Annotated in this window: 19 protein-coding genes; 3 read left to right on the plus strand and 16 right to left on the minus strand. The window is 40.2% G+C overall.

From position 1 onward, the window contains the following. Window positions 1–55: 55 nt before the first annotated feature. From H5154_RS12630 to H5154_RS12660, 7 genes are all read right to left on the minus strand, one after another. Window positions 56–274, minus strand: a complete 219-nt coding sequence (locus H5154_RS12630) for a calmodulin (protein ID WP_145241750.1) — start codon at window positions 272–274, stop codon at window positions 56–58. Window positions 275–351: 77 nt separating this feature from the next. Beyond that, on the minus strand, window positions 352–564 hold the full coding sequence (locus tag H5154_RS12635; protein WP_182718501.1) for a calmodulin: 213 nt from the start codon (window positions 562–564) through the stop codon (window positions 352–354). 452 nt (window positions 565–1,016) lie between these two features. Beyond that, window positions 1,017–1,697, minus strand: a complete 681-nt coding sequence (locus H5154_RS12640) for a flagellar brake protein (protein ID WP_182718502.1) — start codon at window positions 1,695–1,697, stop codon at window positions 1,017–1,019. A gap of 54 nt (window positions 1,698–1,751) precedes the next feature. Continuing rightward, window positions 1,752–3,203, minus strand: a complete 1,452-nt coding sequence (locus H5154_RS12645; RefSeq protein WP_182718503.1) for a TrkH family potassium uptake protein — start codon at window positions 3,201–3,203, stop codon at window positions 1,752–1,754. A gap of 51 nt (window positions 3,204–3,254) precedes the next feature. Beyond that, window positions 3,255–3,869 carry a YigZ family protein gene (locus H5154_RS12650; RefSeq protein WP_182718504.1) on the minus strand — a complete coding sequence of 205 codons (615 nt, stop codon included), beginning with the start codon at window positions 3,867–3,869 and terminating at the stop codon, window positions 3,255–3,257. 68 nt (window positions 3,870–3,937) lie between these two features. Then, window positions 3,938–5,260 (minus strand): Xaa-Pro dipeptidase, encoded by a 1,323-nt coding sequence (gene pepQ, locus H5154_RS12655; RefSeq protein WP_182718505.1) that lies wholly within the window; start codon window positions 5,258–5,260, stop codon window positions 3,938–3,940. Window positions 5,261–5,348: 88 nt separating this feature from the next. Continuing rightward, complete coding sequence (locus H5154_RS12660; RefSeq protein ID WP_182718506.1) at window positions 5,349–7,235, minus strand: transglycosylase SLT domain-containing protein; 1,887 nt, start codon at window positions 7,233–7,235, stop codon at window positions 5,349–5,351. Window positions 7,236–7,429: 194 nt separating this feature from the next. Between H5154_RS12660 and fadB the strand changes: the two genes are divergently transcribed. The 3 genes from fadB to tusA all read left to right on the plus strand — a co-directional run bounded on the left by fadB (window position 7,430) and on the right by tusA (window position 11,206). Further along, window positions 7,430–9,589, plus strand: a complete 2,160-nt coding sequence (gene fadB / locus H5154_RS12665; RefSeq protein WP_182718507.1) for a fatty acid oxidation complex subunit alpha FadB — start codon at window positions 7,430–7,432, stop codon at window positions 9,587–9,589. 4 nt (window positions 9,590–9,593) lie between these two features. After that, window positions 9,594–10,763, plus strand: a complete 1,170-nt coding sequence (gene fadA / locus H5154_RS12670; protein WP_149983177.1) for an acetyl-CoA C-acyltransferase FadA — start codon at window positions 9,594–9,596, stop codon at window positions 10,761–10,763. 203 nt (window positions 10,764–10,966) lie between these two features. Further along, entirely contained in the window at window positions 10,967–11,206 is a 240-nt protein-coding gene (gene tusA / locus H5154_RS12675) for a sulfurtransferase TusA (protein WP_182718508.1), read from the plus strand. Window positions 11,207–11,236: 30 nt separating this feature from the next. On the opposite strand, the gene H5154_RS12680 is transcribed toward tusA, so the two are convergent. From H5154_RS12680 to dnaA, 9 genes are all read right to left on the minus strand, one after another. Next, window positions 11,237–13,048, minus strand: a complete 1,812-nt coding sequence (locus tag H5154_RS12680) for a DUF4105 domain-containing protein (RefSeq protein ID WP_182718509.1) — start codon at window positions 13,046–13,048, stop codon at window positions 11,237–11,239. 37 nt (window positions 13,049–13,085) lie between these two features. Next, window positions 13,086–13,553, minus strand: coding sequence for a DUF3015 family protein (locus tag H5154_RS12685; protein WP_149983174.1), 468 nt, complete (start codon window positions 13,551–13,553; stop codon window positions 13,086–13,088). 202 nt (window positions 13,554–13,755) lie between these two features. Continuing rightward, window positions 13,756–14,205: a hypothetical protein gene (locus H5154_RS12690; protein ID WP_182718510.1), complete on the minus strand. Its 450-nt coding sequence runs from the start codon at window positions 14,203–14,205 to the stop codon at window positions 13,756–13,758. A 61-nt stretch (window positions 14,206–14,266) separates the two neighbouring features. Further along, window positions 14,267–16,336: a glycine--tRNA ligase subunit beta gene (gene glyS, locus H5154_RS12695; protein ID WP_182718511.1), complete on the minus strand. Its 2,070-nt coding sequence runs from the start codon at window positions 16,334–16,336 to the stop codon at window positions 14,267–14,269. Between the two features lie 2 nt (window positions 16,337–16,338). After that, complete coding sequence (glyQ, locus tag H5154_RS12700; protein WP_182718512.1) at window positions 16,339–17,241, minus strand: glycine--tRNA ligase subunit alpha; 903 nt, start codon at window positions 17,239–17,241, stop codon at window positions 16,339–16,341. A gap of 143 nt (window positions 17,242–17,384) precedes the next feature. Beyond that, on the minus strand, window positions 17,385–19,811 hold the full coding sequence (gyrB, locus tag H5154_RS12705) for a DNA topoisomerase (ATP-hydrolyzing) subunit B (protein ID WP_149983171.1): 2,427 nt from the start codon (window positions 19,809–19,811) through the stop codon (window positions 17,385–17,387). A gap of 12 nt (window positions 19,812–19,823) precedes the next feature. Then, window positions 19,824–20,918 (minus strand): DNA replication/repair protein RecF, encoded by a 1,095-nt coding sequence (gene recF, locus H5154_RS12710; RefSeq protein WP_145241717.1) that lies wholly within the window; start codon window positions 20,916–20,918, stop codon window positions 19,824–19,826. 6 nt (window positions 20,919–20,924) lie between these two features. After that, the gene (dnaN, locus tag H5154_RS12715; protein ID WP_149983170.1) at window positions 20,925–22,028 is read right to left on the minus strand and encodes a DNA polymerase III subunit beta; all 1,104 of its coding nucleotides are present in this window, start codon (window positions 22,026–22,028) and stop codon (window positions 20,925–20,927) included. 13 nt (window positions 22,029–22,041) lie between these two features. Further along, on the minus strand, window positions 22,042–23,433 hold the full coding sequence (gene dnaA / locus H5154_RS12720) for a chromosomal replication initiator protein DnaA (RefSeq protein WP_145241713.1): 1,392 nt from the start codon (window positions 23,431–23,433) through the stop codon (window positions 22,042–22,044). Window positions 23,434–23,797: the final 364 nt, after the last annotated feature.

The raw sequence follows: 23,797 nt of genomic DNA on the forward strand, positions 1-23,797 counted from the left end.
TCCCTGCCCACTTAGGTTGTCTTTGGCAACTCAGGATAAACTCAGTATTAGGTTATTAAGCTTTTGAAAACTCTTCTTTTGATAACTCACCGTTTTGGTCAGTATCACGCTCTGCAAATCTATTTAAAAGCTCAGCATCTTCTGCGGCTTCAACTTGACTGATCACACCATTTTCATCAACATCAAGGGTATCGAAGTCTAACGCCTCAAAGGCAAATGCTGCTGATGAAGAGGTTAATGCAATAAGTACTATCGCTTTATTTAGTATGTTCATTGGTTATCTCCTTTCACCTGAGATGATTAATAGTGTGTTACGAAGTCCTTTTCATTTTTCCCTGTCAAAAAGCGACATTAAGCTTTTGAAAACTCTGCTTTTGAAAGCTCGCCGTTACCGTCGCTATCAAGCTCTGCAAATTGGCTCATAAGCTCAGCATCAACTGAAGCTTCACTTTGGCTAATTGCGCCATTACCATCAACATCTAATGTGTCAAAGTCTGTTGCAGCAAATGCGGCTGAAGAAGATGCTAGAGCAATAAGTGCCAACGTTTTATTTAATGTGTTCATAATAAATATTCCTTCAATGTTTATGGTTTCGAACGATGTGCTAATCACATTTTCGTTCTGTACAACTAGACTATTACAACTTCGGTGCCACATTTTAAAAAACCTTTAAAATCAAATCGTTAAAAATAAATTTTACTTTTGACTGGCTATTTACGGTGTTTTTTGTTGCTTTTTAGCAACACGTAAACCACCTATGAAATATAGTTTATAAAAATCAATCAATTAGGTTTAATAGAAGAGACACAGATCCGTACTTACAGTGTTCGTATTTATATTTTTATAGGCAAGAAAAGTGACAGGCGCTGAAATTAACCAGCTGAAAATTAGCAACTGAAATAAATAAAAAGTCTATGTTACTGATAATTAATAACAATAAAAATAAATTTAGAGTTCTTTAAGGTAGGTTACGGTATATCTGCTATTTTGTCGCAAAACAGCGAATATGCACAAATTTACACCAGCGGCTCAAGCACTGTAAGGTCAATAAAGTGGTCTTTCATGAAAACTTTCATCTCGTCTTCACTTGCCGTTAGTTGAATACCAAACTGCGCGCTAGTGGCATGGCTTTTAACACTGCATATTTGTCCGCTAAACTCAGTAACACCTTTATTATTTTTATCGAGCATAATATGACACTGAGTATTCTTTAATTCACTGAGATCAGCTTTGCTTTTTACATCAAACATCACCCCAGTTACTGAGATATCTTTAATAACTCCTTGCATCTCGCGTTCGTCATTAAACTTTATTTTTGCAGCTAATAATGTGGGAATACGAGTTTGTGATCGTAAACTAAATAATTGCACTTCAGTTGGGAAGTTTAAATAAATAAGCCGTGCCGGGTGCGACGACACTGACATAACCTGCTGACGAAATGCTATAACTTGCCCACCACCGGTTTCAAGCACCGCTCTGACGATCACCACAACACCATCTTTTAAATATTCCCCCGCGTTACCTAAACGCTTTGCTGAGGGGTAATTTAAGATCACAAAACGCTCATGCAATAAACCAACAAATTCAGTTTTAACTCGTTTGCTGGCTGTGGGTGTTAATATTTCGACATCAACAATGCTACCAGCACTAATATAGGCAAGGTTTTCTAAGTTTAATTGTTGTCTTGTTTTTGCCATTTCCTTTCCAACTACAAATAAATCATCTTGTACAAGTAATCGCTTTTATACAAATTAACCACGCCAGAAGGTCGGTGTAAACAACACTAATAAGGTGAATATCTCTAATCGCCCAAACACCATCGCAATGGTTAATAGCCATTTAGCGCCATCACTAATAGCGCCATAATGCGACGCAACATCCCCCAAACCAGGGCCGAGGTTATTTAAGCAAGCTGCGGTGGCTGAGAACGCCGTTATGTTATCCATACCGGTGCCCATTAACGCTAACATAATAATGACAAATACCAACGCATAAGCAGAGAAAAATCCCCATACGGCTTCAACTACTTTATCTGGTAATGCCTTACGACCAAGTTTAATAGAGTAAATAGCACGAGGATGCACTAACCGATTAAGCTCACGTATTCCTTGCAGATAAAGTAAAAACACCCGAACTACTTTCATACCGCCGCCAGTGGAACCCGCACAACCACCAATAAAACTCGAAAATATCAGTAAAATAGGCAAGAACAACGGCCATGCTGAAAAATTATCGGTGGCAAAACCCGCAGTAGTACTAATTGATACCGCTTGAAATAATGCCTGATCGAGCGTTTCGTCACCGTTTGCATATATATTATTGGACGACAGTACCGTAAAACACACAATCACCAGCGCTAGTTGAATAAACAAAAACACTTTAAACTCAGGGTCGCGGATATACACCCTGAGATTTCGACTCGAAACAGCCGCGTAATGCAAGGTGAAATTAACGGCAGCGATGATTAGAAATATCACACAAATAAAGTTGATTAATGGACTGTCGAAGTGTCCCATAGAAGCATCGTAAGTAGAGAATCCGCCTATTGCAACTGTAGAAAATGAATGACAAATTGCATCAAACCAATTCATTCCTGCAGCCCAATATGCCAAAGTACACGCCGTAGTTAACGACACATAAATATACCAAAGATGTTTTGCGGTATCGGCAATACGTGGCGTCATTTTGGAGTCTTTTACAGGTCCGGGAATTTCAGCTCGATACAACTGCATACCACCCACACCAAGCATTGGTAGTATCGCAACCGCAAGTACGATTATCCCCATACCGCCAAACCATTGTAATTGCTGACGATAAAATAATACCGATTTAGGAAGATACTCAATGCCCGTGAGCACAGTTGCCCCTGTAGTCGTTAAACCTGAGAACGCTTCAAATACCGCATCCGCTAAAGATAAATTAGGTTCTTGTAAAAAAATCAGCGGTAAGGATGCGAACGCCCCTAGTACTAACCAAAATAGCACCACAATTAAAAAGCCTTCGCGTGCTTTCAAATCCCCATGCTCATGACGGTTAGGGTAGTAAGCAATTAAGCCAATAATGACACTGAATATAAATGCGAGGACAAATGGCACACCACCACCATCTTTATAAATGAGCGATACAATTGCCGGCGGCACCATAGTGATACTAAACAGTACAACTAATTGGCCGAGAATTTTTATGATGGTACGAAATTGCATTGAGCGATCGCTTTTTTATTAAGTAATGATTAGTGCGTGAATGCTATTGTCTTACTCTTTAATACTTAACTCAACCGCGCCATGACTCAAATCATAAATATCTTTTATGGCTTGTGTGGCTTGGCGGCTATCTATAGTGATAACCCATTCAATATTAGCAGTAAATTGCTTTTCTATATTAAGTACTTGATATTGCGTTTTTAGTAACTGCTCTATCGCTCCTTGCGCGCTATAATCACTACAGCCCACCAGCTCAACACTAGGAACTTTTAATGTGGTTGTTAAATGTGCCAAGGCATTATTTAGCGAGCCGCCATATGCTCTGACTAATCCGCCAGTGCCTAATTTTATACCGCCAAAGTAACGAGTAACCACAGCAGTGATTTCTCCAAGCCCAGAGCCCATTAACACATTAAGCATAGGCTTTCCTGCCGTACCATTTGGTTCACCATCATCAGAGAAACCATACACATGACTACCACCTGGATTGCCTGCAACATGCGCCCAACAGTTATGACGAGCATCACTGTATTTACTTTCAATCTCACGGATAAACGCTTTTGCCGAGGCTAAATCTGGCGTATGAGCGATATGCACAATAAAGGTGCTTTTTTTTATTTCTTCTTGATGAAAAACGGTTGCTGCTGGGTACTTATATTCTGACATTCTTTGATAAACCCAAATAATGAAGCAAAAAATGGGGCCATATGGCCCCAACTTTTAACACCTGATAATTAATCTAACGATAAATCACGGGTCATATTTTCTAAGCTATCTTCGTGAACAATAATATTGTCCTCGATACGAATACCACCAAATGGTTTAAACGCTTCAACCTTTTCCCAGTTAATAAACTGTTTGTTGTCAGTTTGCGCTAAATCGCCAAGTAATGAATCGATAAAGTACAAACCAGGTTCAATCGTGAATACTTGGTTTTTCTCAATCAAGCGCGTGCAACGCAAGAATGGATGACCTTCAGGTGGGGCTTGATGTGTACCCTTTTCATCAGCCATAAAACCACCCATATCATGTACTTGTAAACCAAGATGATGACCAAGTCCATGCGGGAAGAAAGTCGACGTAATACCGCGCTCAACGATCTCAGCAGCTGGTAACTTAACAATATTAAAATCACTAAGCACCTGAGCAATACGTTGATGGCAATCTAAGTGCAGTTCACCGTATAACAAGCCTGGTTTCAATGCTTTACCCAATGCAATTTGATGTTGTGTCATTGCGGCAATTAATTCGGCAAACTCGCCCGACTTTTTAAAATCATAAGTACGAGTTATATCTGCAGCATAACCATGAAAGTTAGCGCCAGCATCAATTAAGAACGAATGATTTGCCTTTGGGGCTTGAGGCTCAAAATGAGTATAGTGCAAAATAGCGCAATTTTCGTTAAGCGCAACAATATTGCCATACGGCATTTCGTTTTCGCTTTGGCGAGTAGCCATTAAATACGCTTGCTGAATATCAAATTCAGAGCCACCGTTTAAAAAGGTATCACGCGCCGCTTTATGGCCATCAACCGCAATACGGTTAGCTTGGCGTAAGCATTCAAGTTCGTATTGAGTTTTATAAGCGCGGTGGTAATTAAAGTAATTGAGCACCGGCTCTGGATTCATAATGCTAAAGCCTAGCGCTTGGGCTACTTCTAGGTATTCACCGATATAAGCGTACTTCGCTTTATCGTACGGTAATAGTTTTTCAACTTGATCAGGCTGTAATAATAGCTCGATATCAAAGTAATCAGCCCAAAAATCTCGTGGCTCATCTGGCACTTTGTGCCAAAAGTCGACTGGGCGATAAAAAATTAGTTTTGGCTTATCACTGCCATTTACAACAATCCAACAATGTGGATTATCGATGACCGGTAACCAAGCTTTAAAATGCGGGTTAACTTTAAACGGATAATACATATCGTCTAAAAACTGACGTTTAGCTTGTCCAGAATGGATCACTAAACCTTCTAATCCTTCACGTTCAATAATAGTACGAGTACGCTGCTGCAGTGTTGCAATATGTTCGGCATATAAAACGGCTAATTTATCCATAGAAAACCCATCTGTTAAATTTAACTTATTTCAAGTCTAACATAGACCCTGTTTAACCCCAATGCAGATGCGCTAAAGCACTTGTGCCTTAGCCACCCATCTTCATATCCAATATTGGTGCCAATATATTTCCTTCGCGCCCTAAACGCGTGTGATAAACCTGACGATATGCAAACACATTTTTTACGTACTCCCGAGTTTCACGATACGGGATAAGCTCAATCCATAATTCAGCAGGTATGGCTTCATCTGGTAGCCACTTTCTGATTCTATGGTAACCGGCGTTATACGAGGCAGTTGCTAGTATTTCGTTGCCATGGTTTTTCTTTTTTAAGTATTCTAAATACTCTGTACCTAAACGTATATTGGTCTTAGGTTGACTTAAACGGTTTCCTGAAACAGTGCTTTTATTGACATACTTTGCTGTACTTGGTAATAGCTGCATTAAGCCACGCGCATTAGCATGAGAACGCGCATCAGGTGCAAAAGAGCTTTCACGGCGCGAAATAGCAATGCTCCAAGTAACATCTATATGATTACGTTTACTATAACGTTCAAATAAATCTTGAAAAGCAAATGGGAAACGTAACTCTACATAATCCCATGCCTTAATTTGCGCTAAAGTATAAATAGTACTGTCGTACCAATCTAATTCTGCTGCGAGTTTTGAAGCCGCGAGCTTTTCTTCATCACTAGAAGTGCTTGTTAAATAATTCCATTCGCGACGAGCAGAAGTAAACCGCTCAAGTTCATACATCGCTTTAGCACGTTTAAAACCAGGGGCATTAGCGACCTCATGCATTAATTTGTCGCTCACTAACAATGGTTGATTATTGAGCTCAATAGGTAAACCCAACCGCGCAGCAGCCAAAAATCCATAATAATCACGCTCTTTTGCGACTATTTGCCAAATAGCTTTAGCACGCTGTGTATCACCTCGTTGTTCTAAACTATACGCTAACCAATATTGCTGACCCAGACTAAGATTTTCTTTACCTGTAAAAAACGCCACAATGCCCGACCAATCTTGGGTTTTTAGCATATTGCCTAACTGCCATTGCATTAATTTACGATCTTGGCGATCTTTGGGCACTTTACTCAACCAAAAACGCGCCTCAGGGTGGCCACTTGATGCCAGCGATAAAGCAAAACTATAATAAACATCAGCCTTTTGCTCGTCAGAATAGTTAAACATTTTGTCTAACTTTTCCCATGCCTTAAGTGCCAAGGTTTTATCTCGCCAAATTAAGCGTTTAATTCCATAGTGTGCAATTTCACTTTCTTTAACTGTTTTATGCTTATAGCGGTACATTCCTGCTACTGCACTGGGATCACTGCGAACTTTTCGGTAAAAGTCAGCCAAGTATTGCTCATTTTTCGGTAATAAGGTTTTTAAGTATGGCAGTAAGCTTTGCGAGCCACCTTGTGCCGATAACGTAATGCGTTGCCATATTTGCTCTTGGCTCATATAACCTTTTTTACGCCAAACATTAAATAGTGAATCGCATTCTTCTGGCTGTGATTTCCCGACAGTCCATAAATTTGTTACTTGACTCATTATCGCTTGTTCCGGCGCCCCTAAATCAAGCTGATACTGCAGGTAAGTGCAAGTCAGCTCACTATTTGTAGTCTCGCGATAATTATTAATAAAAGCAGCTTTGCGGTTTTGCTTTTGTAAATTCTGCAGCCATGCTTTGCGCACCGGCCACTCTAAAGGCGTACTTTGATAAATAGTTAAATAACGCTCTATTTCAGATTGATGCTCAATATCAGGATGGCGCTGCCAATAGAGTTGCTCTACATAAGGCTTTAATGGATGGTCTAGCTGTGCAACGACTTCCTTAAACTCTTGATAACTAGCATATTTGACTTTTTTTTCAGCATCTAAAAATGCGTCATGCTCCGTATTAGCGTAGGCAGAAAATAAAGGAAATAATAATGCTGCTGCCGTTACACTTAAAAATTGTTTTTTCATGATGACCTTAAATATTCAAAGGTAAATAAAAGACAAACACTTCGCCTACACCTTAGCACCAAACAAGCTATATTTTAACCAGTAGTAAGACACCACAGTAAATTTTTCGTTGCATTTTTAATTTAAAGCAAGCACACTGATTGAAATGCAAACTCATCGTACCAGTCTTAGTTCACTAACTAGGGAGAATAATAATGTTATATAAAAGCGATTCCTTTGAAGTTGCTTTCATCAAGGATAATATCGCCGAGTTCAAATTTTGTGTTGCAGGTTCTGTAAACACTTTGTCTCAGCAAACCTTGAAAGATTGCGCCTCTGCATTAAAAGAATTAGCCGCAAACAGTGATATCAAAGGCATGATTTTTACCAGTGATAAAGAACACTTTATTATTGGCGCCGATATTTTCGAGTTTTTACCTACCTTTACTAAACCAGAAGCTGAATTAGTAACGTGGATCAAAGATGCCACTGATGTTTTTGACGCGCTAGAAGATTTACCATTCCCAACTTTAAGCGCTATCAATGGCTTAGCACTTGGTGGTGGTTGTGAGTGGGTACTCGCTACCGATTATCGTGTTGCTAGCACTGATGCTAAAATTGGCCTACCAGAAGTAAAACTTGGCATCATGCCTGGATTTGGCGGCACAGTTCGCTTACCACGCATTGTTGGTGCTGATAATGCGATGCTTTGGATCACCTCTGGTGCCGAAAACCGCGCAGCTGATGCTTTAAAAGTAGGTGCTGTTGACGCTGTAGTTAGTGCTGACAAACTTATAGAGTCAGGAATTTCAACGCTTGAATTAGCTATCTCTGGAAAACTAGATTGGCAAGCTAAGCGACAAGTAAAATTACAACCACTTAAATTGAACCGTGTTGAGCAAGGTATGAGCTTTGCAATGGCTGAAGGTATGGTTATGGGTAAAACCAAAGGCCACTATCCTGCTCCTATTATGGCAGTTCGCACTATTAAAGCAGCAGCAAACTGTGAACGCGCCGAAGCAATGGCGATTGAAAATGCCAACTTTGCTAAATTAGCACGCACCCCAGAAGCGGCAGCCCAAACGGGTATTTTCTTAGCAGATCAATACATCAAAGGTAAAGCGCGCAAGCAAGCTAAAACTAGTGATGTAGTAATTAAACAAGCTGCAGTACTTGGTGCTGGCATTATGGGTGGCGGTATCGCTTACCAGTCAGCTTATAAAGGAACACCTATTATAATGAAAGACATCCAACAGGATGCGCTTGATTTAGGTATGGGTGAAGCATCTAAGCTATTAGGTCAAAAAGTTCAACGCGGCCATATGGCGATGGACAAAATGGTAGCAACGTTAGGTAAAATCAAACCAACTCTTAATGATAGCGATTTACAAAGCGCTGATATCATTGTTGAAGCAGTTGTCGAAAACCCTAAAGTTAAACAAGCCGTTTTAGCCGGTCTTGAAAAAGACATGCCTGCAGGCACTATCCTAACGTCTAACACATCAACTATTCGTATTGATGAATTAGCCACGGCTCTTGAAAAACCTGAAAATTTCTGTGGTATGCACTTCTTTAACCCAGTACCAAAAATGCCACTGGTAGAAATTATTCGCGGTGAGAAAACCTCAGAGCAAACTATTAACGCTGTTGTTGATTACGCCTTAAAGTTAGGTAAATCACCTATCGTTGTTAACGATTGCCCAGGATTCTTTGTAAACCGTGTATTATTCCCATACTTTGCCGGCTTTAGTAAGTTAGTTGTTGAAGGCGCTGATTTTGCCAAAGTAGATAAAGTAATGGAAAACGTATTTGGCTGGCCTATGGGTCCTGCATACTTACTTGATGTTGTTGGTATTGATACGGCTTACCACTGTACTGGCGTGATGGCAGATGGTTTCCCTGAGCGCATGTCACGTGCCGAAAAAGATCCGGTAACAATATTCGCTAACGAAAAGCGTTTTGGTCAAAAGAACAAAGCGGGTTTCTACCAGTATGCTCCGGATCGTCGCGGTCGCTTGAAAAAAGCTCAAGATCCACAAGCCGTTGAGCTACTTAGTTCAATCACTGATGCACCGAAAGAGTTTGATAAACAAGAAATTATCGACCGTTGTATGATACCAATGATCAACGAAGTGCTACTGTGTTTACAAGAAAACATTGTTGCTTCTCCACAAGAAGCTGATATGGCACTTATTTATGGTATTGGTTTCCCTCCATTTAGAGGCGGCGCGTTCCGTTACTTAGATCAAACTGGACTAGCTAACTTTGTTGCAACAGCTGACAAATACGCTCATCTAGGTGCGATTTACCAAGTATCTGAACAAACTCGCAAATGGGCTGAAGAAGGCCGTATTTTCTATAAGGTGGAAGGATAAGACCATGAATACTCCAGTAATTGTAGATTGTATCCGCACGCCAATGGGCCGTTCAAAAAACGGTGTATTTAAACATAAGCGTGCCGAAGATTTAAGCGCCCACTTAATGAAGGGCTTACTTGATCGCAACCCAGCCGTTGATCCAGCATCGATTGACGATATCTATTGGGGTTGTGTACAACAAACTTTAGAGCAAGGTTTTAACGTTGCTCGTAATGCCGCATTACTTGCCGGCATTCCTCACACAGTGCCAGCGGTAACAGTAAACCGCTTATGTGGATCATCAATGCAAGCATTACACGATGCTGCTCGCGCAATCATGACTGGCGCTGGTGATACCTACATCATTGGTGGTGTTGAGCACATGGGTCATGTGCCAATGACCCACGGTAACGACTTTCACCCAGGCTTAGCAACTTCAATTGCACAAGCATCTGGCTCAATGGGCTTAACCGCAGAGTACCTTGCAACTATTCACGGTATTACCCGTGAGCAGCAAGACCAATTTGCATACCGCTCACATCAACGAGCTCATGCAGCAACGGTTGAAGGACGTTTCCGCCGCGAAATCCTCGCAATGGAAGGTCATGACGCAGATGGTTCACTGATTTTAGTTGAAGATGACGAAGTAATTCGCCCGGAAACAACCGTAGAAGGCTTATCACAGCTACGCCCAGTATTTAACCCAGCATCGGGCTCAGTCACTGCCGGTACGTCTTCAGCTCTTTCTGACGGCGCATCTGCTATGTTAGTAATGAGCGAAGAAAAAGCCAAAGCTTTAGGCTTACCAATTCGTGCACGTGTTAAAGCCATGGCGGTTGCAGGTTGCGATCCATCAATCATGGGTTACGGCCCAGTACCAGCAAGTAAAAAAGCATTAGCGCAAGCCGGTATCACTATTGATGATATCGATGTTGCCGAGCTTAACGAAGCATTCGCAGCACAATCACTACCAGTATTAAAAGACCTAGGTCTTGCTGATGTAGTTGATGAAAAAGTGAATTTAAACGGCGGCGCTATCGCTCTGGGTCATCCTTTGGGTTGTTCTGGCTCACGTATTAGCACCTCGTTAATCCACTTGATGGAAGATAAAAATGCACGCTATGGTTTAGCCACTATGTGTATTGGTTTAGGCCAAGGCATCGCAACGGTATTTGAACGTGTGCAAGATTAATAAAATGTATTAAGTAATACCTTGGTGATAAAAAGCCGCGTCGATTTATAAATCGACGCGGCTTTTTTATAATTAATTTTTTGCAGCTAAGTTATGTCGCTTTATAAGCACAAGTGAAGTGACTTTATTTATCAGGCTGAGGTCGTTAAACTAGCAGCCTTAAACTAATCGTTAAGCGCTAAATAAACAGTAAAGGTTATGCAATGAGTTTTGAGAATCCCGATCACCAATTAGATGCCATTGGCCTACGCTGTCCGGAGCCTGTAATGATGATCAGAAGCGCGGTACGTAAAATGGAAAATGGCGAAACTTTATTAATTATTGCCGACGACCCATCCACCACCCGTGATATCCCCAGTTTCTGCCGCTTTATGGATCACACATTGTTAGAAAAGGAAGTGGATGCAGTACCGTATCGATATTTAGTGAAAAAAGGGCTATAAATCAATAATTAACCATAATTAAAACATTCATTAATCCCAGTAAAAGTTTATTTTCAGCTGCCACTGAAACTCTGTTGCATGTTTATAACCAAATCGTATATCGAAATCTTGATTGATAGGCACTGATAGCTCGATGTTAGTTGCAATACCGCTTAACTGTTGGTGATAAAACTTCTCAATTGATGTTCTTAGTTTTAAATTAGAAGTTACAGTCGTTAAAAATCCTAGCTCTATTGAAGTATCCAGCCATTGTTGGGTGCTTTGTAATTCACCAGCATAACCATTAATCATACCGTACACTAGCGACTGATTAGCATTTAATAACCATGACTTTCCAACTCCTGCCATGGCAAATGTACTTGAGCAACTAAAGCACTGGCTGCGATTTCTTTCATAACCTACATTTATCTGCCATGCCCAACCGCCTTCATTTGGCCACTGGCTATAGGCTGGGTTAAATGATTCTAGATCTAAAAGATGTAATTTTTCTAGATATAACTGCGAATCAAATAAAGCAACTTCAACATCCAACATCTCTAAATTAGAGTAAGGAACTCTGGCAATATCAGAAGCTAATGAATCAAAATAACTTAATCTGAAACCTAAATTTAGACTTTGTTCATTTTTATACACAGTCGAAGAAATAGATATATTTGAGGGTTTCTGAGCTGAATGCGGTGCATGTTTATCATAATTAATAAAAGAGGTTTCTTTACCTGGAGGTAGGACTAAACGAGCTTTAATAAGAGCTTTTTTTAACTTTTCAATGTGTTCAACATCATATTTTTTTATTTGTTGCAACTGAACAAACTCAAAAAGAGTTTCAATAATTCGTTTTTTAGTTACCACATCTAGATTTGTAAATGTCGGCTCAAAAAGTATATTTTGCGAATGATAAATAGCTAAAGCCAGCTTGGAGTCTTTCGCTGAAAGATTGTTTTCATATTGATGAAAAACACTACTTCTTGAAGGAGTAAACTCAATCTGTTTTACTAGCTTTTCGTTATTATATTGAGCACTATTTAAGCGAGAAAAAATAGTCGCAGGAATAACCCAAGGCGAAAGCTCATTCGTTAACTGCTCCCCTATAATTAATTCAACAACCCTTGCGATATGAAATGCACAGTTTTCATCCGCAAAATAGTAAGAATACTTAGCCCCCATAATTTCCCATAAATGATTAGTTAAAAAGAGGACGTCTTCTTGGCTAAAGTTAAGCTTATATTCCCATATATCTCTCAGCTCTATTTCACCATAGTTATGTTGATGACGGTAAAATAGTTGATCAGAAAAACCGGCCTCGTAACCGCCAAATAGCCCTTTCGTAATATAGACCAAACCGTTTTCATTATCAGGAACTAGTGCGCCATAATTTAAGCTATAATCTAGTAACTTATTGTGCTCTGGCGTTGATCTATTTAGCTTTAAAAGCATATGACCATAAAGCGAAGCCGGATTACTCATATACCCTGAAGCAAAGACTAAACTTACAGAGTGAATCGGTTGTTTATCTCTCCACTCTATAAGTTCGATGCATTCAACCTTTGGCTCTGAGAATTCAAGCCCTTGTGATAGTAACCACTGATATCTAGCAGGATATTTGCATTGCATTTGTGCGTCTTTATTAAATGCATCAATCGTTGCTTTTAACTCGGATGAAGGGTTATTTTTGCCATTTTTTGAGATAAAAAATGAATCACTCTCAATATAACTTTGAGGAGCTGATGCGTTTTTATAATGCCCTAATTTCAACCAGGTTGGATGCTCGGAAAGTGAGCTAGATGAATAAGATGAAAACGTAGCAAACAGTGCTAGTGCTGGTAAGTATTTGATTGTAGTCATAAGTATGAGTAGGTGCTGACACCTACTCTATTAACAGTTAAATAACTGGGCAAGTAGCTGCAAACTGTGTTGTCACTTTGCTTTCAACAATTGCATATAATGCTTGAGGGTCTTGAGCAGGTTTAGTCGCAAAATCGCTACGGATAGCATTTACAATTTGACCATGAGAACTAGCGTCACAACCACGCACATTTAACATTGCAGTAACATACTCACCTTCACCTTCAGCAATTTCTTGCTCAAGTACAGGGAATGTTTGTTGAATAAATAGAGCTGTTTTTGCACCTGCGCCTTCACAGCTACCTACAGATGATATATTTGAAGATACTGCTGTAGTACCTAAATCCCAAATAATATTTGAAATTGCTGCTGCGGTTCCATTCTCTGGGAATATCATTGCGCCGATACCACAATCCTGCCAAGGGTTAACGCCCTCTTTAGCCTGTAATGGAGCAGCTATAAAAGCCCCCGCTAAAACAACTGCTGTTACTGTAGTTTTTAACATCTGTAATCCTATTTTAATTTTTTTTATTCATATAAACGAGCAGAGTATAGTGATATCGAGCTCTTTATAGATTTAAAAGAAGTTTTGATATAATACTCAAAAATGATTGACTACGATTAACGCAAAAAATCAATAACAATATTAACAGGATGTAATTACTTTTGTAAATATAATCAGTGTACTCAAACCTAAATCTCTACTCTCACTTCTTTGTTATTGTTACTTTTGGCTGATCGTTATTATGATAATCGATACTAACGATGTAGCTGCCTTTAATTGCAGGAGTGAAGCTAAAGTAATTATAGGTAGTATTGCAATCTGCTTTGACGCTTTGCCCTAACGTCAGAGATTGACCGGTTGGATCTTGTTCACTGAATCCGCAATTATAACCTGCGCTCCAATCCATATCGGCAATTTTAAATTCATACACTTTACCCGGTGTTGAAAACTTTACTTGTGCTTGATAAAGCGCAGGCGCGACTTGAGTAAATTCATATTGCTTTTCTGCATCCCATAAATTGAAGTCGCCGCGGAGGTACATTGTACGGTCAAGTTCTTGGCCTGGCAGTACATCGCTAAGATCTGGCATTTGTATTTGGCTCGAACAAGCACTCAATAAAGTAACTAGAGCCACTGTTAATATACGTTTCATAGGTATTCCCTCTAATACTAAAAAGCCAGCATAGCTGCTGGCTTTTTAAGCGAAGCTGAATTTATTTCTGTAATACAGAAATATCAGCAATATCTAAAAATAGACCACTCAGTTGACTTAGTAATGCTAAACGGTTTTGCTTAACGGCTTCATCGTCTGCCATTACCATCACGTTGTCGAAGAAGTTATCAACACTTTCACGAATACCAGCAAGCTGGGCAAGCGCTTCTTGATAGTCGCCAGCGGCGTATAACGGCGCTAATTCAGTGGCAAACTTAGCAACTTGTGCCGCTAATGCCTTTTCGGCATCATCGTTTAATAAGCTCTCGTCAACAGTGCCTTGCGTTGTAATATCATTTTTAGCCAGAATATTACTTACCCGTTTATTAGCTGCTGCAAGCGCTTCTGCGGCGTCTAATGTACGGAAGTGACTAACCGCTTTAACACGACGGTCAAAATCAACAGGCTTAGTTGGGCGACGCACTAGTACTGCTTGAATAACGTCTACTTCAATGCCTTCGTCTTGATACCAAGCGCGGAAGCGCCCTAGCATAAATTCAAATACATCGGCTGATACATTTAAGTTAGTTAGCTTATCGCCAAACAGGGTTTGTGATTTTGCGACTAGATCTAAAATATCAAGTGGTAGTTCTTTTTCTACCATGATACGCAGCGAACCAATGGCTGCACGACGAAGCGCAAACGGATCTTTATCACCTTTTGGTGCTTGGCCAATACCAAAAATACCTACTAGTGTATCGAACTTATCGGCAATCGCTACCGCGCAGCTAATTAAGTTTGTAGGTAAATTATCACCGGCAAAACGCGGCATGTATTGCTCGTTTTGGGCAATGGCAACATCTTCGGCTTCACCGTCATGGCGTGCATAGTGCATCCCCATCACACCTTGTACGTCAGTAAACTCCATTACCATTTCGGTCATTAGATCGGTTTTACTTAATAAACCAGCACGCTTAGCAAGTGTTTTATCGGCACCTAATTGCTCAGCAATGTAACCAGCAAGTTCACTAATACGCTCTGACTTATCTTTAAGCGTACCTAATTGCTGTTGGAACAATACGCTATTAAGTGACTCTAAACGGCTTTCAAGAGTTTTCTTTTTATCTGTTTCAAAGAAGAACTGCGCGTCAGCTAAACGCGGGCGCACTACTTTCTCGTTACCAGCAATAACTACGCTTGGGTTTTTACTTTCGATGTTTGAAACAAACAAAAACTTATTAAGTAGCTTGCCGTCTTGATCAAGTAATGGGAAGTATTTTTGATCGTCTTTCATAGTGTAGATCAGCGCTTCGGCTGGTACATCTAAAAACGCTTCTTCAAATGTTGCAGTAAGAGTTACTGGCCATTCAACCAATGAAGTTACTTCTTCAAGTAAATCTTCATCCATAGCTACTACTGCATTAACGGCTGTTGCTGCAGCTTCGATTTGGCTACGAATTTGTGCTTTACGCTGCTGGTAATCAGCAACAACATGTGCAGACTTAAGCACCTCAAAAACATCATCAGCGTGTTTGATTGTGATTTTTTCTGGATGATGAAAACGATGGCCTTGCAGTTGGTTACCCACTGCTTTACCAAGGACTTCGCCTTCAATTAGCTGATCGCCAAATAAAATAGTTGCGGTATGAACAGGACGAATAAATTGTGTTTTATTCGCCCCCCAACGCATTGGTTTAGGAATCGGAAGTTTAGCTAACGCTTTATTTACCGCATCAGCCATCAAGGCTGTGGTTTCTTTGCCTGCTACTTTAGCAATGTGTAACAACCATGCACCTTTATCGGTCTCGAGTGTTTGCGCTTCACTTACTTCAATACCACAACCACGAGCCCAACCCATTGCAGCTTTGGTCGGCTTGCCATCGGCATCAAATGCAGCCTTCGTTGCTGGACCACGTTTTTCTACTTCTTTGTCTTGTTGCTGAGCTTCAAGTGCTGTTACTTGTAAACCTAAGCGACGAGGAGATGCATACCAGCTTACGCCTTGGTGATTAAGCTCTAGGCTCTCAAGCTCTGCAGTTAGATTTGCAGCAAATGCTTCGGCAAGTTTACGCAATGATTTTGGTGGCAACTCTTCGGTGCCAATTTCTACTAATAAATTTTGTGCTGACATGCTTACTTATCCTTACACAACGGGAAACCAAGCGCTTCGCGTTTGTCATAATAACTTTGTGCACACGCTTTAGATAATGCACGAACGCGCAAGATATAACGCTGGCGCTCTGTCACAGAAATAGCGTGACGTGCATCCAATAAGTTAAATGCGTGTGATGCTTTCATTACTTGCTCATAAGCAGGTAATGGTAAGCTTGCTTCAATCAGCTTTTGGCTCTCAGCTTCGCATTTATCAAACTGGGCAAATAAATCTTCAACATTTGCATGCTCAAAGTTATAAGTTGATTGCTCAACTTCGTTCTGATGGAATACATCACCGTAAGTAACACGGCCCATTGGGCCATCAGCCCATACTAGATCGTAGATGCTATCTACGCCTTGAATGTACATAGCTAAACGCTCAAGACCATAAGTGATCTCACCAGTAACAGGAGAGCACTCTAAGCCCCCTACTTGTTGGAAGTAGGTAAACTGGGTTACTTCCATACCGTTTAACCAGATCTCCCAACCAAGACCCCATGCGCCTAGCGTAGGTGATTCCCAGTTGTCTTCAACGAAGCGTACTTCGTCAGTAAGGGTATCAATGCCAACAGCCGCTAATGAGCCTAAATATAGCTCCTGGATGTTATCTGGTGATGGTTTTAATACGACTTGGAACTGGTAGTAATGTTGCAGGCGATTTGGATTCTCACCATAACGGCCATCGGTAGGACGACGACACGGTTGCACATACGCGCTCGACATTGGCTCAGGACCAATAGACTTTAAAAATGTTTGCGGATGAAATGTGCCTGCACCAACTTCCATATCAAGTGGCTGAATAATGACACAGCCTTGCTGTGCCCAGTAATCCTGTAAAGCCAGGATCAAACCTTGAAAGGTTTTAACGTCATATTTTTGCATATTTGGCTTTTAGTATCTGCTGTGATGTAGCGTGAAAATTACCTTCAGTATACCTTGTGCGTAGTCATGTTTTAAGCAGTTTGTGCAATTGAGAAAATAAAAAAGGAGCCTAAGGCTCCTTTTTTGTAATTACTATAATTTAATTATACGTCTAAGTTAACTACACGTAGTGCATTCGTTTCTATGAACTCACGACGCGGCTCAACTTGGTCACCCATCAAGGTTGCGAATAATTGGTCTGCACCAACAGCATCTTCAATGGTTACTTGTAACATGCGACGCGCTGAAGGATCCATGGTAGTTTCCCACAGCTGACTTGGATTCATCTCACCTAGCCCTTTATAGCGCTGGATATATAGCCCACGCTTAGATTCTGCGATCAACCATTCCAATGCATCCACAAAGTTATCAACAGCTAGTGTCTTCTCACCACGTTGAATATAAGCACCTTCACTTAAGATATTGGCAATGTTAGTACCAGTTACTGCGATGCGTTTATAATCACGTGAAGAGATAAAATCATGGCTCAGTACGTGTGCCTTATCAACACCGTGTTGGCGAATATTGATAACTGGGTAATATAAGTTACGCTCAGTATCATGCTCTGTTGCAGCAGCGAAGATAGTTGCATCTTCATCACGTGCGACTAAGTCATCGACTAACGTTTTGGTCCACTCGATTACTTTAGCTTCATCGGCTAAATCAGTTTCGTTTAGCTCTGTTTGATAGATCAAACGTTCCATCACCGTATTCGGGTATTTACGTTTTAAGCGTTCAATAACTTTAACGGTGTTTTGATAATCATGAACGATAGCCTCTAAAGCTTCACCTTCAAGTGCAGATGCATCAGCACCGGTATAAAGTGCGGCACCATTTAATGCTAATGAAGTTAGGTATTCGACAAGTGCTGGATCATCTTTAATATAGCGCTCTTGTTTACCTTTTTTCACTTTATAAAGTGGTGGTTGAGCAATATAGATATAACCACGTTCAACTATTTCTGGCATTTGACGGTAGAAAAAGGTCAATAGTAACGTACGAATGTGCGAACCATCGACGTCAGCATCGGTCATGATAATGATGCGGTGATAGCGTAATTTTTCAGGGTTATACTCATCGCGACCAATACCACAACCAAGGGCTGTAATTAACGTGGCAACTTCTTGTGAAGATAACATCTTATCAAAACGCGCTTTCTCTACGTTTAGTATTTTACCTTTAAGCGGAAGAATCGCTTGATTCTTACGGTTACGACCCTGCTTAGCTGATCCGCCAGCAGAGTCCCCTTCCACTATATATAGTTCAGACAGGGCTGGATCTTTTTCTTGGCAATCCGCTAACTTACCAGGTAAACCTGCTAAGTCCATTGCGCCTTTACGACGAGTCATTTCACGGGCTTTACGCGCCGCTTCACGAGCACGAGAAGCATCAATGATTTTACCAACAACTATTTTTGCATCTACTGGATTTTCTAATAAGAATTCAGTGAATTTCTCAGCCATTGCTTGTTCTACAGCTGATTTAACTTCGCTTGAAACTAGCTTATCTTTGGTTTGTGATGAGAACTTAGGATCAGGAACTTTAACACTAACAACTGCAGTTAAGCCTTCACGGGCATCATCGCCTGTTGCATTACTGGTTGTTTTAGCTTTTTTGTTAAAGCCTTCTTTTTCCATATAGTTGTTAAGTGTACGAGTTAGCGCAGATCTAAAACCGGCTAAGTGAGTACCACCATCACGTTGTGGAATGTTGTTTGTAAAACAGTAAATGTTTTCTTGGTAAGCATCATTCCACTGCATTGATACTTCAACGCTAATACCATCTTCTTCACGTTCATGAGTAAAGTGGAATACACCTTTATGAATAGGTGTTTTATTACGGTTTAAATACTCAACGAAGGCACGAATACCCCCTTCATATTTAAAGTGGTCAGTTTTATTTTCTTCGCGTTCATCATTTAAAATAATACTCACACCTGAATTCAGGAATGATAACTCGCGTAAGCGCTTAGCTAAAATATCGTAATGGAAATCTAAGTTTGTGAAAGTCTCACCACTTGGCCAAAAACGAAGTTCAGTACCTGTGGTTTCTGATTCGCCAATTACAGCTAGTGGCGCATCAGGAACACCCATAGTGTAAAATTGCTCATGTAGCTTGCCTTCACGACGAACCGTTAGCTTTAATTTTTCTGAAAGCGCATTTACTACTGAAACACCAACACCGTGTAAGCCGCCTGATACTTTATATGAGTTATCATCAAACTTACCACCAGCATGTAGTACAGTCATAATTACTTCAGCAGCTGACACGCCTTCTTCTTCATGAATTGAAGTTGGAATACCACGGCCGTTATCTCGAACAGAGACAGAACCATCTAAATGAATTGTGACATAGATGTCATCACAGTGACCTGCTAAGGCTTCATCGATAGAGTTATCAACGACCTCAAACACCATATGGTGTAAGCCTGTGCCATCATCGGTGTCCCCTATATACATTCCAGGACGCTTTCTTACTGCGTCTAATCCTTTTAGTACTTTAATACTCGACGAATCGTAATTCTCAGACATGGTTAATCCCACTTATCTTGTTATTAGGTTGCCATGTTTCACGTGGAACATTTGTAGTTCTCGTTGCATGGGTTCCACCACAGCAGAAATACTTTCAGATTGAATTGTAGAGATAAATATTTGAGAGCTACAGTGCGACAATAACTGTCCTACTTTCTCTTTCGTATCTTCCCCTAACTCTGAAGGTAGATCATCTATTAGCAATATTGATTGCTTTTCTGTCTCTGACTCAATCAAACTATTTTGCGTTACTTTTAACGCATAAAGCAATAGCTTCAATTGACCGCGTGAAAAGGTGTTTTCCACACTATTGCCAGCGACACTAAAACTGAAATCAGCTTTATGCGGCCCTTTATTTGTAAAACCTTGGCGACTATCACGCTCAAAGCTTTGTTCGAGAGCGTCGGCTAGAGATTCATTTTCTTTCCAACCAGCATAAAAACTTATTTCTAAATCGCGTATAAGCGTTAATTCTGCACACATTTTATCAAAAAATTGCTGCTTAAACCTACTTATATACGCAATTCGTAAATTATTTATTTGGTCTGCCAGTCTAACAAATTCTTTATCCCAAAACTTGATTTGATCAAAATAATTCTTAGGCTTACTTTTCAATAATGCATTACGTTGCTTTAATACTTTATTGAAAGATTGCCACAAATAAAAAAAGTCTTGTTCCACGTGGAACAATCCTAAATCTAAAAATTTTCGGCGCTCTTTTGGACCTCCAAAAAACAACGAATAGCTTTCTGGGGTGATCACTTGTACTGGCATTAATTGGGCAAGTTCAGACACTCGACGACTAGACTTACCCTGTATTTTTAATTCTGTCTCACCACTTAAAGTCTTACTAATACCGATTGGAATTGATAAGTTATAAAGTGATTTACGACCATGAATGGTGAATTTTTCTTTATGGTGCGTAATGATACTTTTGTGTTTTGGGGTGCGGAAAGACTTGCCATGAGAAAGGTAATAAATAGCCTCAAGAAGGCTGGTTTTGCCACTGCCATTTTCACCATAAATTATGTTAATACCATTCACTGGCTCTACAGTGAGCGCCTCAATATTCCGAAAATTATTGAGGCTCAAATGACTTAAACTCATAGTGCCTTATAAGCGCATTGGCATAACAACGTACATCGCCTCTTCATCGCCAGCACCTTCTATCAATGCACTACTATTTGAATCAGCAAGCGTAAATAAAACGTCTTCTGTTTTTAATGTATTTAATACATCTAAAACATACGATACGTTAAAGCCAATTTCTAAGTCATCGCCTTGATAGCTCACTTCAACCACTTCCTCAGCTTGCTCTTGCTCTGGGTTGTTGGCGGTAATTTTTAATAGTCCATTCGATAAGTTTAACCGTACACCTCTAAACTTCTCGTTCGATAAAATAGATACCCGTTGAAACGCACTGCGTAACCATTCACGGTTTGCGGTAATCACTTTATCACCACCACGTGGCAATACTCGGCGGTAATCAGGAAAACGTCCATCAACTAATTTACTCGTAAAAGTAAACTCTGTATCTAAAATACGAATATGATTTGCACCAAATTGAATTGTAACCAACTCATCATCAGCAACCATTAGACGCATAATTTCTTGTACGCCTTTACGCGGAATTATTAGCTGACGTTGAGTATTTAACGATTGCGTTAATTGTTTTTGCGCAATTGCTAAACGGTGACCATCAGTAGCCACTGTTTTTATATCAGTATTATCTACTTCAAACGACATACCATTTAAGTAATAGCGTACGTCTTGATTGGCCATCGAAAAGTGGGTGCTTTCAAGTAACTTTCGCAGTTCTAAGCGCGTTAGTTGAAATTCAACTTCACCATCCCACTGCTCAAGATTAGGAAAGTCTTCCGCAGCGAGTGTAGTTAATGAAAAGCGGCTTTTTCCACTGGTCAGTAATAGTTGGTGATCTTGACTGCTCAACGTTAAATCTGAACCGTCTGGCAGACTTTTACAAATATCGAGTAATTTTTTAGCTGGCAAAGTCAATTTTGCATCAGCGGTATCATCGCCAACAAAAACCTTTGCGACAAGTTCAATTTCAAGGTCTGTGCCTGTCATTGAAAGTTCGCCATTTTCAACCTCTAACAAAACGTTAGATAAGATAGGCAAGGTATGTTTGCGCTCAATTGCGCCAGATACTTGCACCAAAGGTTTTAAAAATTGTTCTCTTGATATAGTTATTTGCATAATAAAGTCAGCCCTAAGATGACAATGTTCTTATTAGGTTTTGATAATCTTCTTTCACTTCGTGGCTTTCATCACGTAGTGATTTAATCTTTCTGCACGCATGCAATACTGTAGTGTGGTCGCGGCCACCAAAGGCATCACCAATTTCAGGTAAGCTGTGATTGGTAAGTTCTTTAGACAATGCCATAGCAACTTGACGAGGTCTTGCGATAGAGCGGCTGCGGCGCTTAGATAGCAGGTCTGAGACGCGAATACGATAATATTCAGCAACCGTACGTTGAATATTGTCTATCGTGACCAGTTTGTCCTGCAAAGCGAGTAAGTCACGTAATGCTTCTTTTACAAAGTCGATCGAAATTGGTCGACCAGTAAAGTTTGCATTAGCAATCACACGATTAAGCGCGCCCTCTAACTCACGCACATTTGAACGTAATTTTTTAGCGATAAAAAAGGCCACTTCGTGAGGTAAATTAATTTTACTCTGCTGGGCTTTTTTCATCAAAATAGCCACTCGCGTTTCAAGCTCTGGCGGCTCAATCGCGATGGTTAAACCCCAACCAAAACGTGATTTAAGGCGATCTTCAACCCCTTCAATCTCTTTTGGATAACGATCTGAGGTTAAAATAATTTGTTGGTTACCTTCAAGTAATGCATTGAAAGTATGAAAGAATTCTTCTTGAGAGCGTTCTTTGTTAGCAAAAAACTGAATATCATCGATCATTAAAGCATCAACACTGCGGTAATAACGCTTAAATTCTTCAATAGCATTATTTTGCAGGGCTTTAACCATATCTTGCACAAAGCGTTCTGAGTGCATATAAACAATTTTTGCATCTGGCTTATTTGCCATAATACCATTGCCAACCGCATGTAATAAATGCGTTTTACCTAAACCCGTTCCACCATATATAAATACCGGGTTAAAGGCAGCACCAGGATTATCCGCAACTTGCGTCGCAGCAGCTTTTGCTAACTGGTTAGATTTACCTTCAACAAAACTATCAAAGGTGTAGTTTTCTTTAATGTTTGATTTGTAACCAGACTTAGGAGCAGGCTCAACCACAGCTTTAGCTGCTTTTGGTTGCTGCTTTGCTGCCGGCTGATTCATCGGGGTCGCAGAGCCAGTTGTTGCAGGCGCGATCACTTGCGCATTGTGGATTGGCTTGCTACCTACATCAAAGCGTAACTCTGGCGCTTCATCCTTACAAATCTCAACAAGTAATTCATTAATTCGGTTTAAGTACTTTTCTCTTACCCAATCAAGCACAAAGCGATTAGGTGCATAAATCGTCAGGGTATCTTCGGTACTTTCTGCTTGTAGTGGTCTTACCCACATACTGAACTGCTGCGAAGGCAGTTCATCTTGCAATACATATAAACAACTTTGCCAAACCGACAGATACACAGTTAAACTCCCAAAGACTTAGTATCTATTCCCGGTCATCTTTAGTGGCCGGAAATCATACATTTATTACTATTATTTAGGCAATTTATTAACCCAAGACCGAGTATTATGAATGCACTTTATCCACAAGTACAAGATTGATTTTTTTGAAAAATATGATCTGGCTAAAAAAAACAAGCAAGACGTTGATTTTTAATAGCAATTATTTTTAACTTCAAAGTATGATCATAGCAAAAAAGGGCTTGGATCGCGATCAAATTATGTGATCTATTTTACTTACCCCAAGCTTTTATGCACTTTTTATACAGAGCCTGTGGAAAACTTCTTTAATATAAGGATCCTAGCAGATCCTGCCAACAGATCT

It is taken from the genome of Pseudoalteromonas sp. SR44-5, from assembly GCF_014163675.1.
GTDB lineage: Bacteria > Pseudomonadota > Gammaproteobacteria > Enterobacterales > Alteromonadaceae > Pseudoalteromonas > Pseudoalteromonas rhizosphaerae.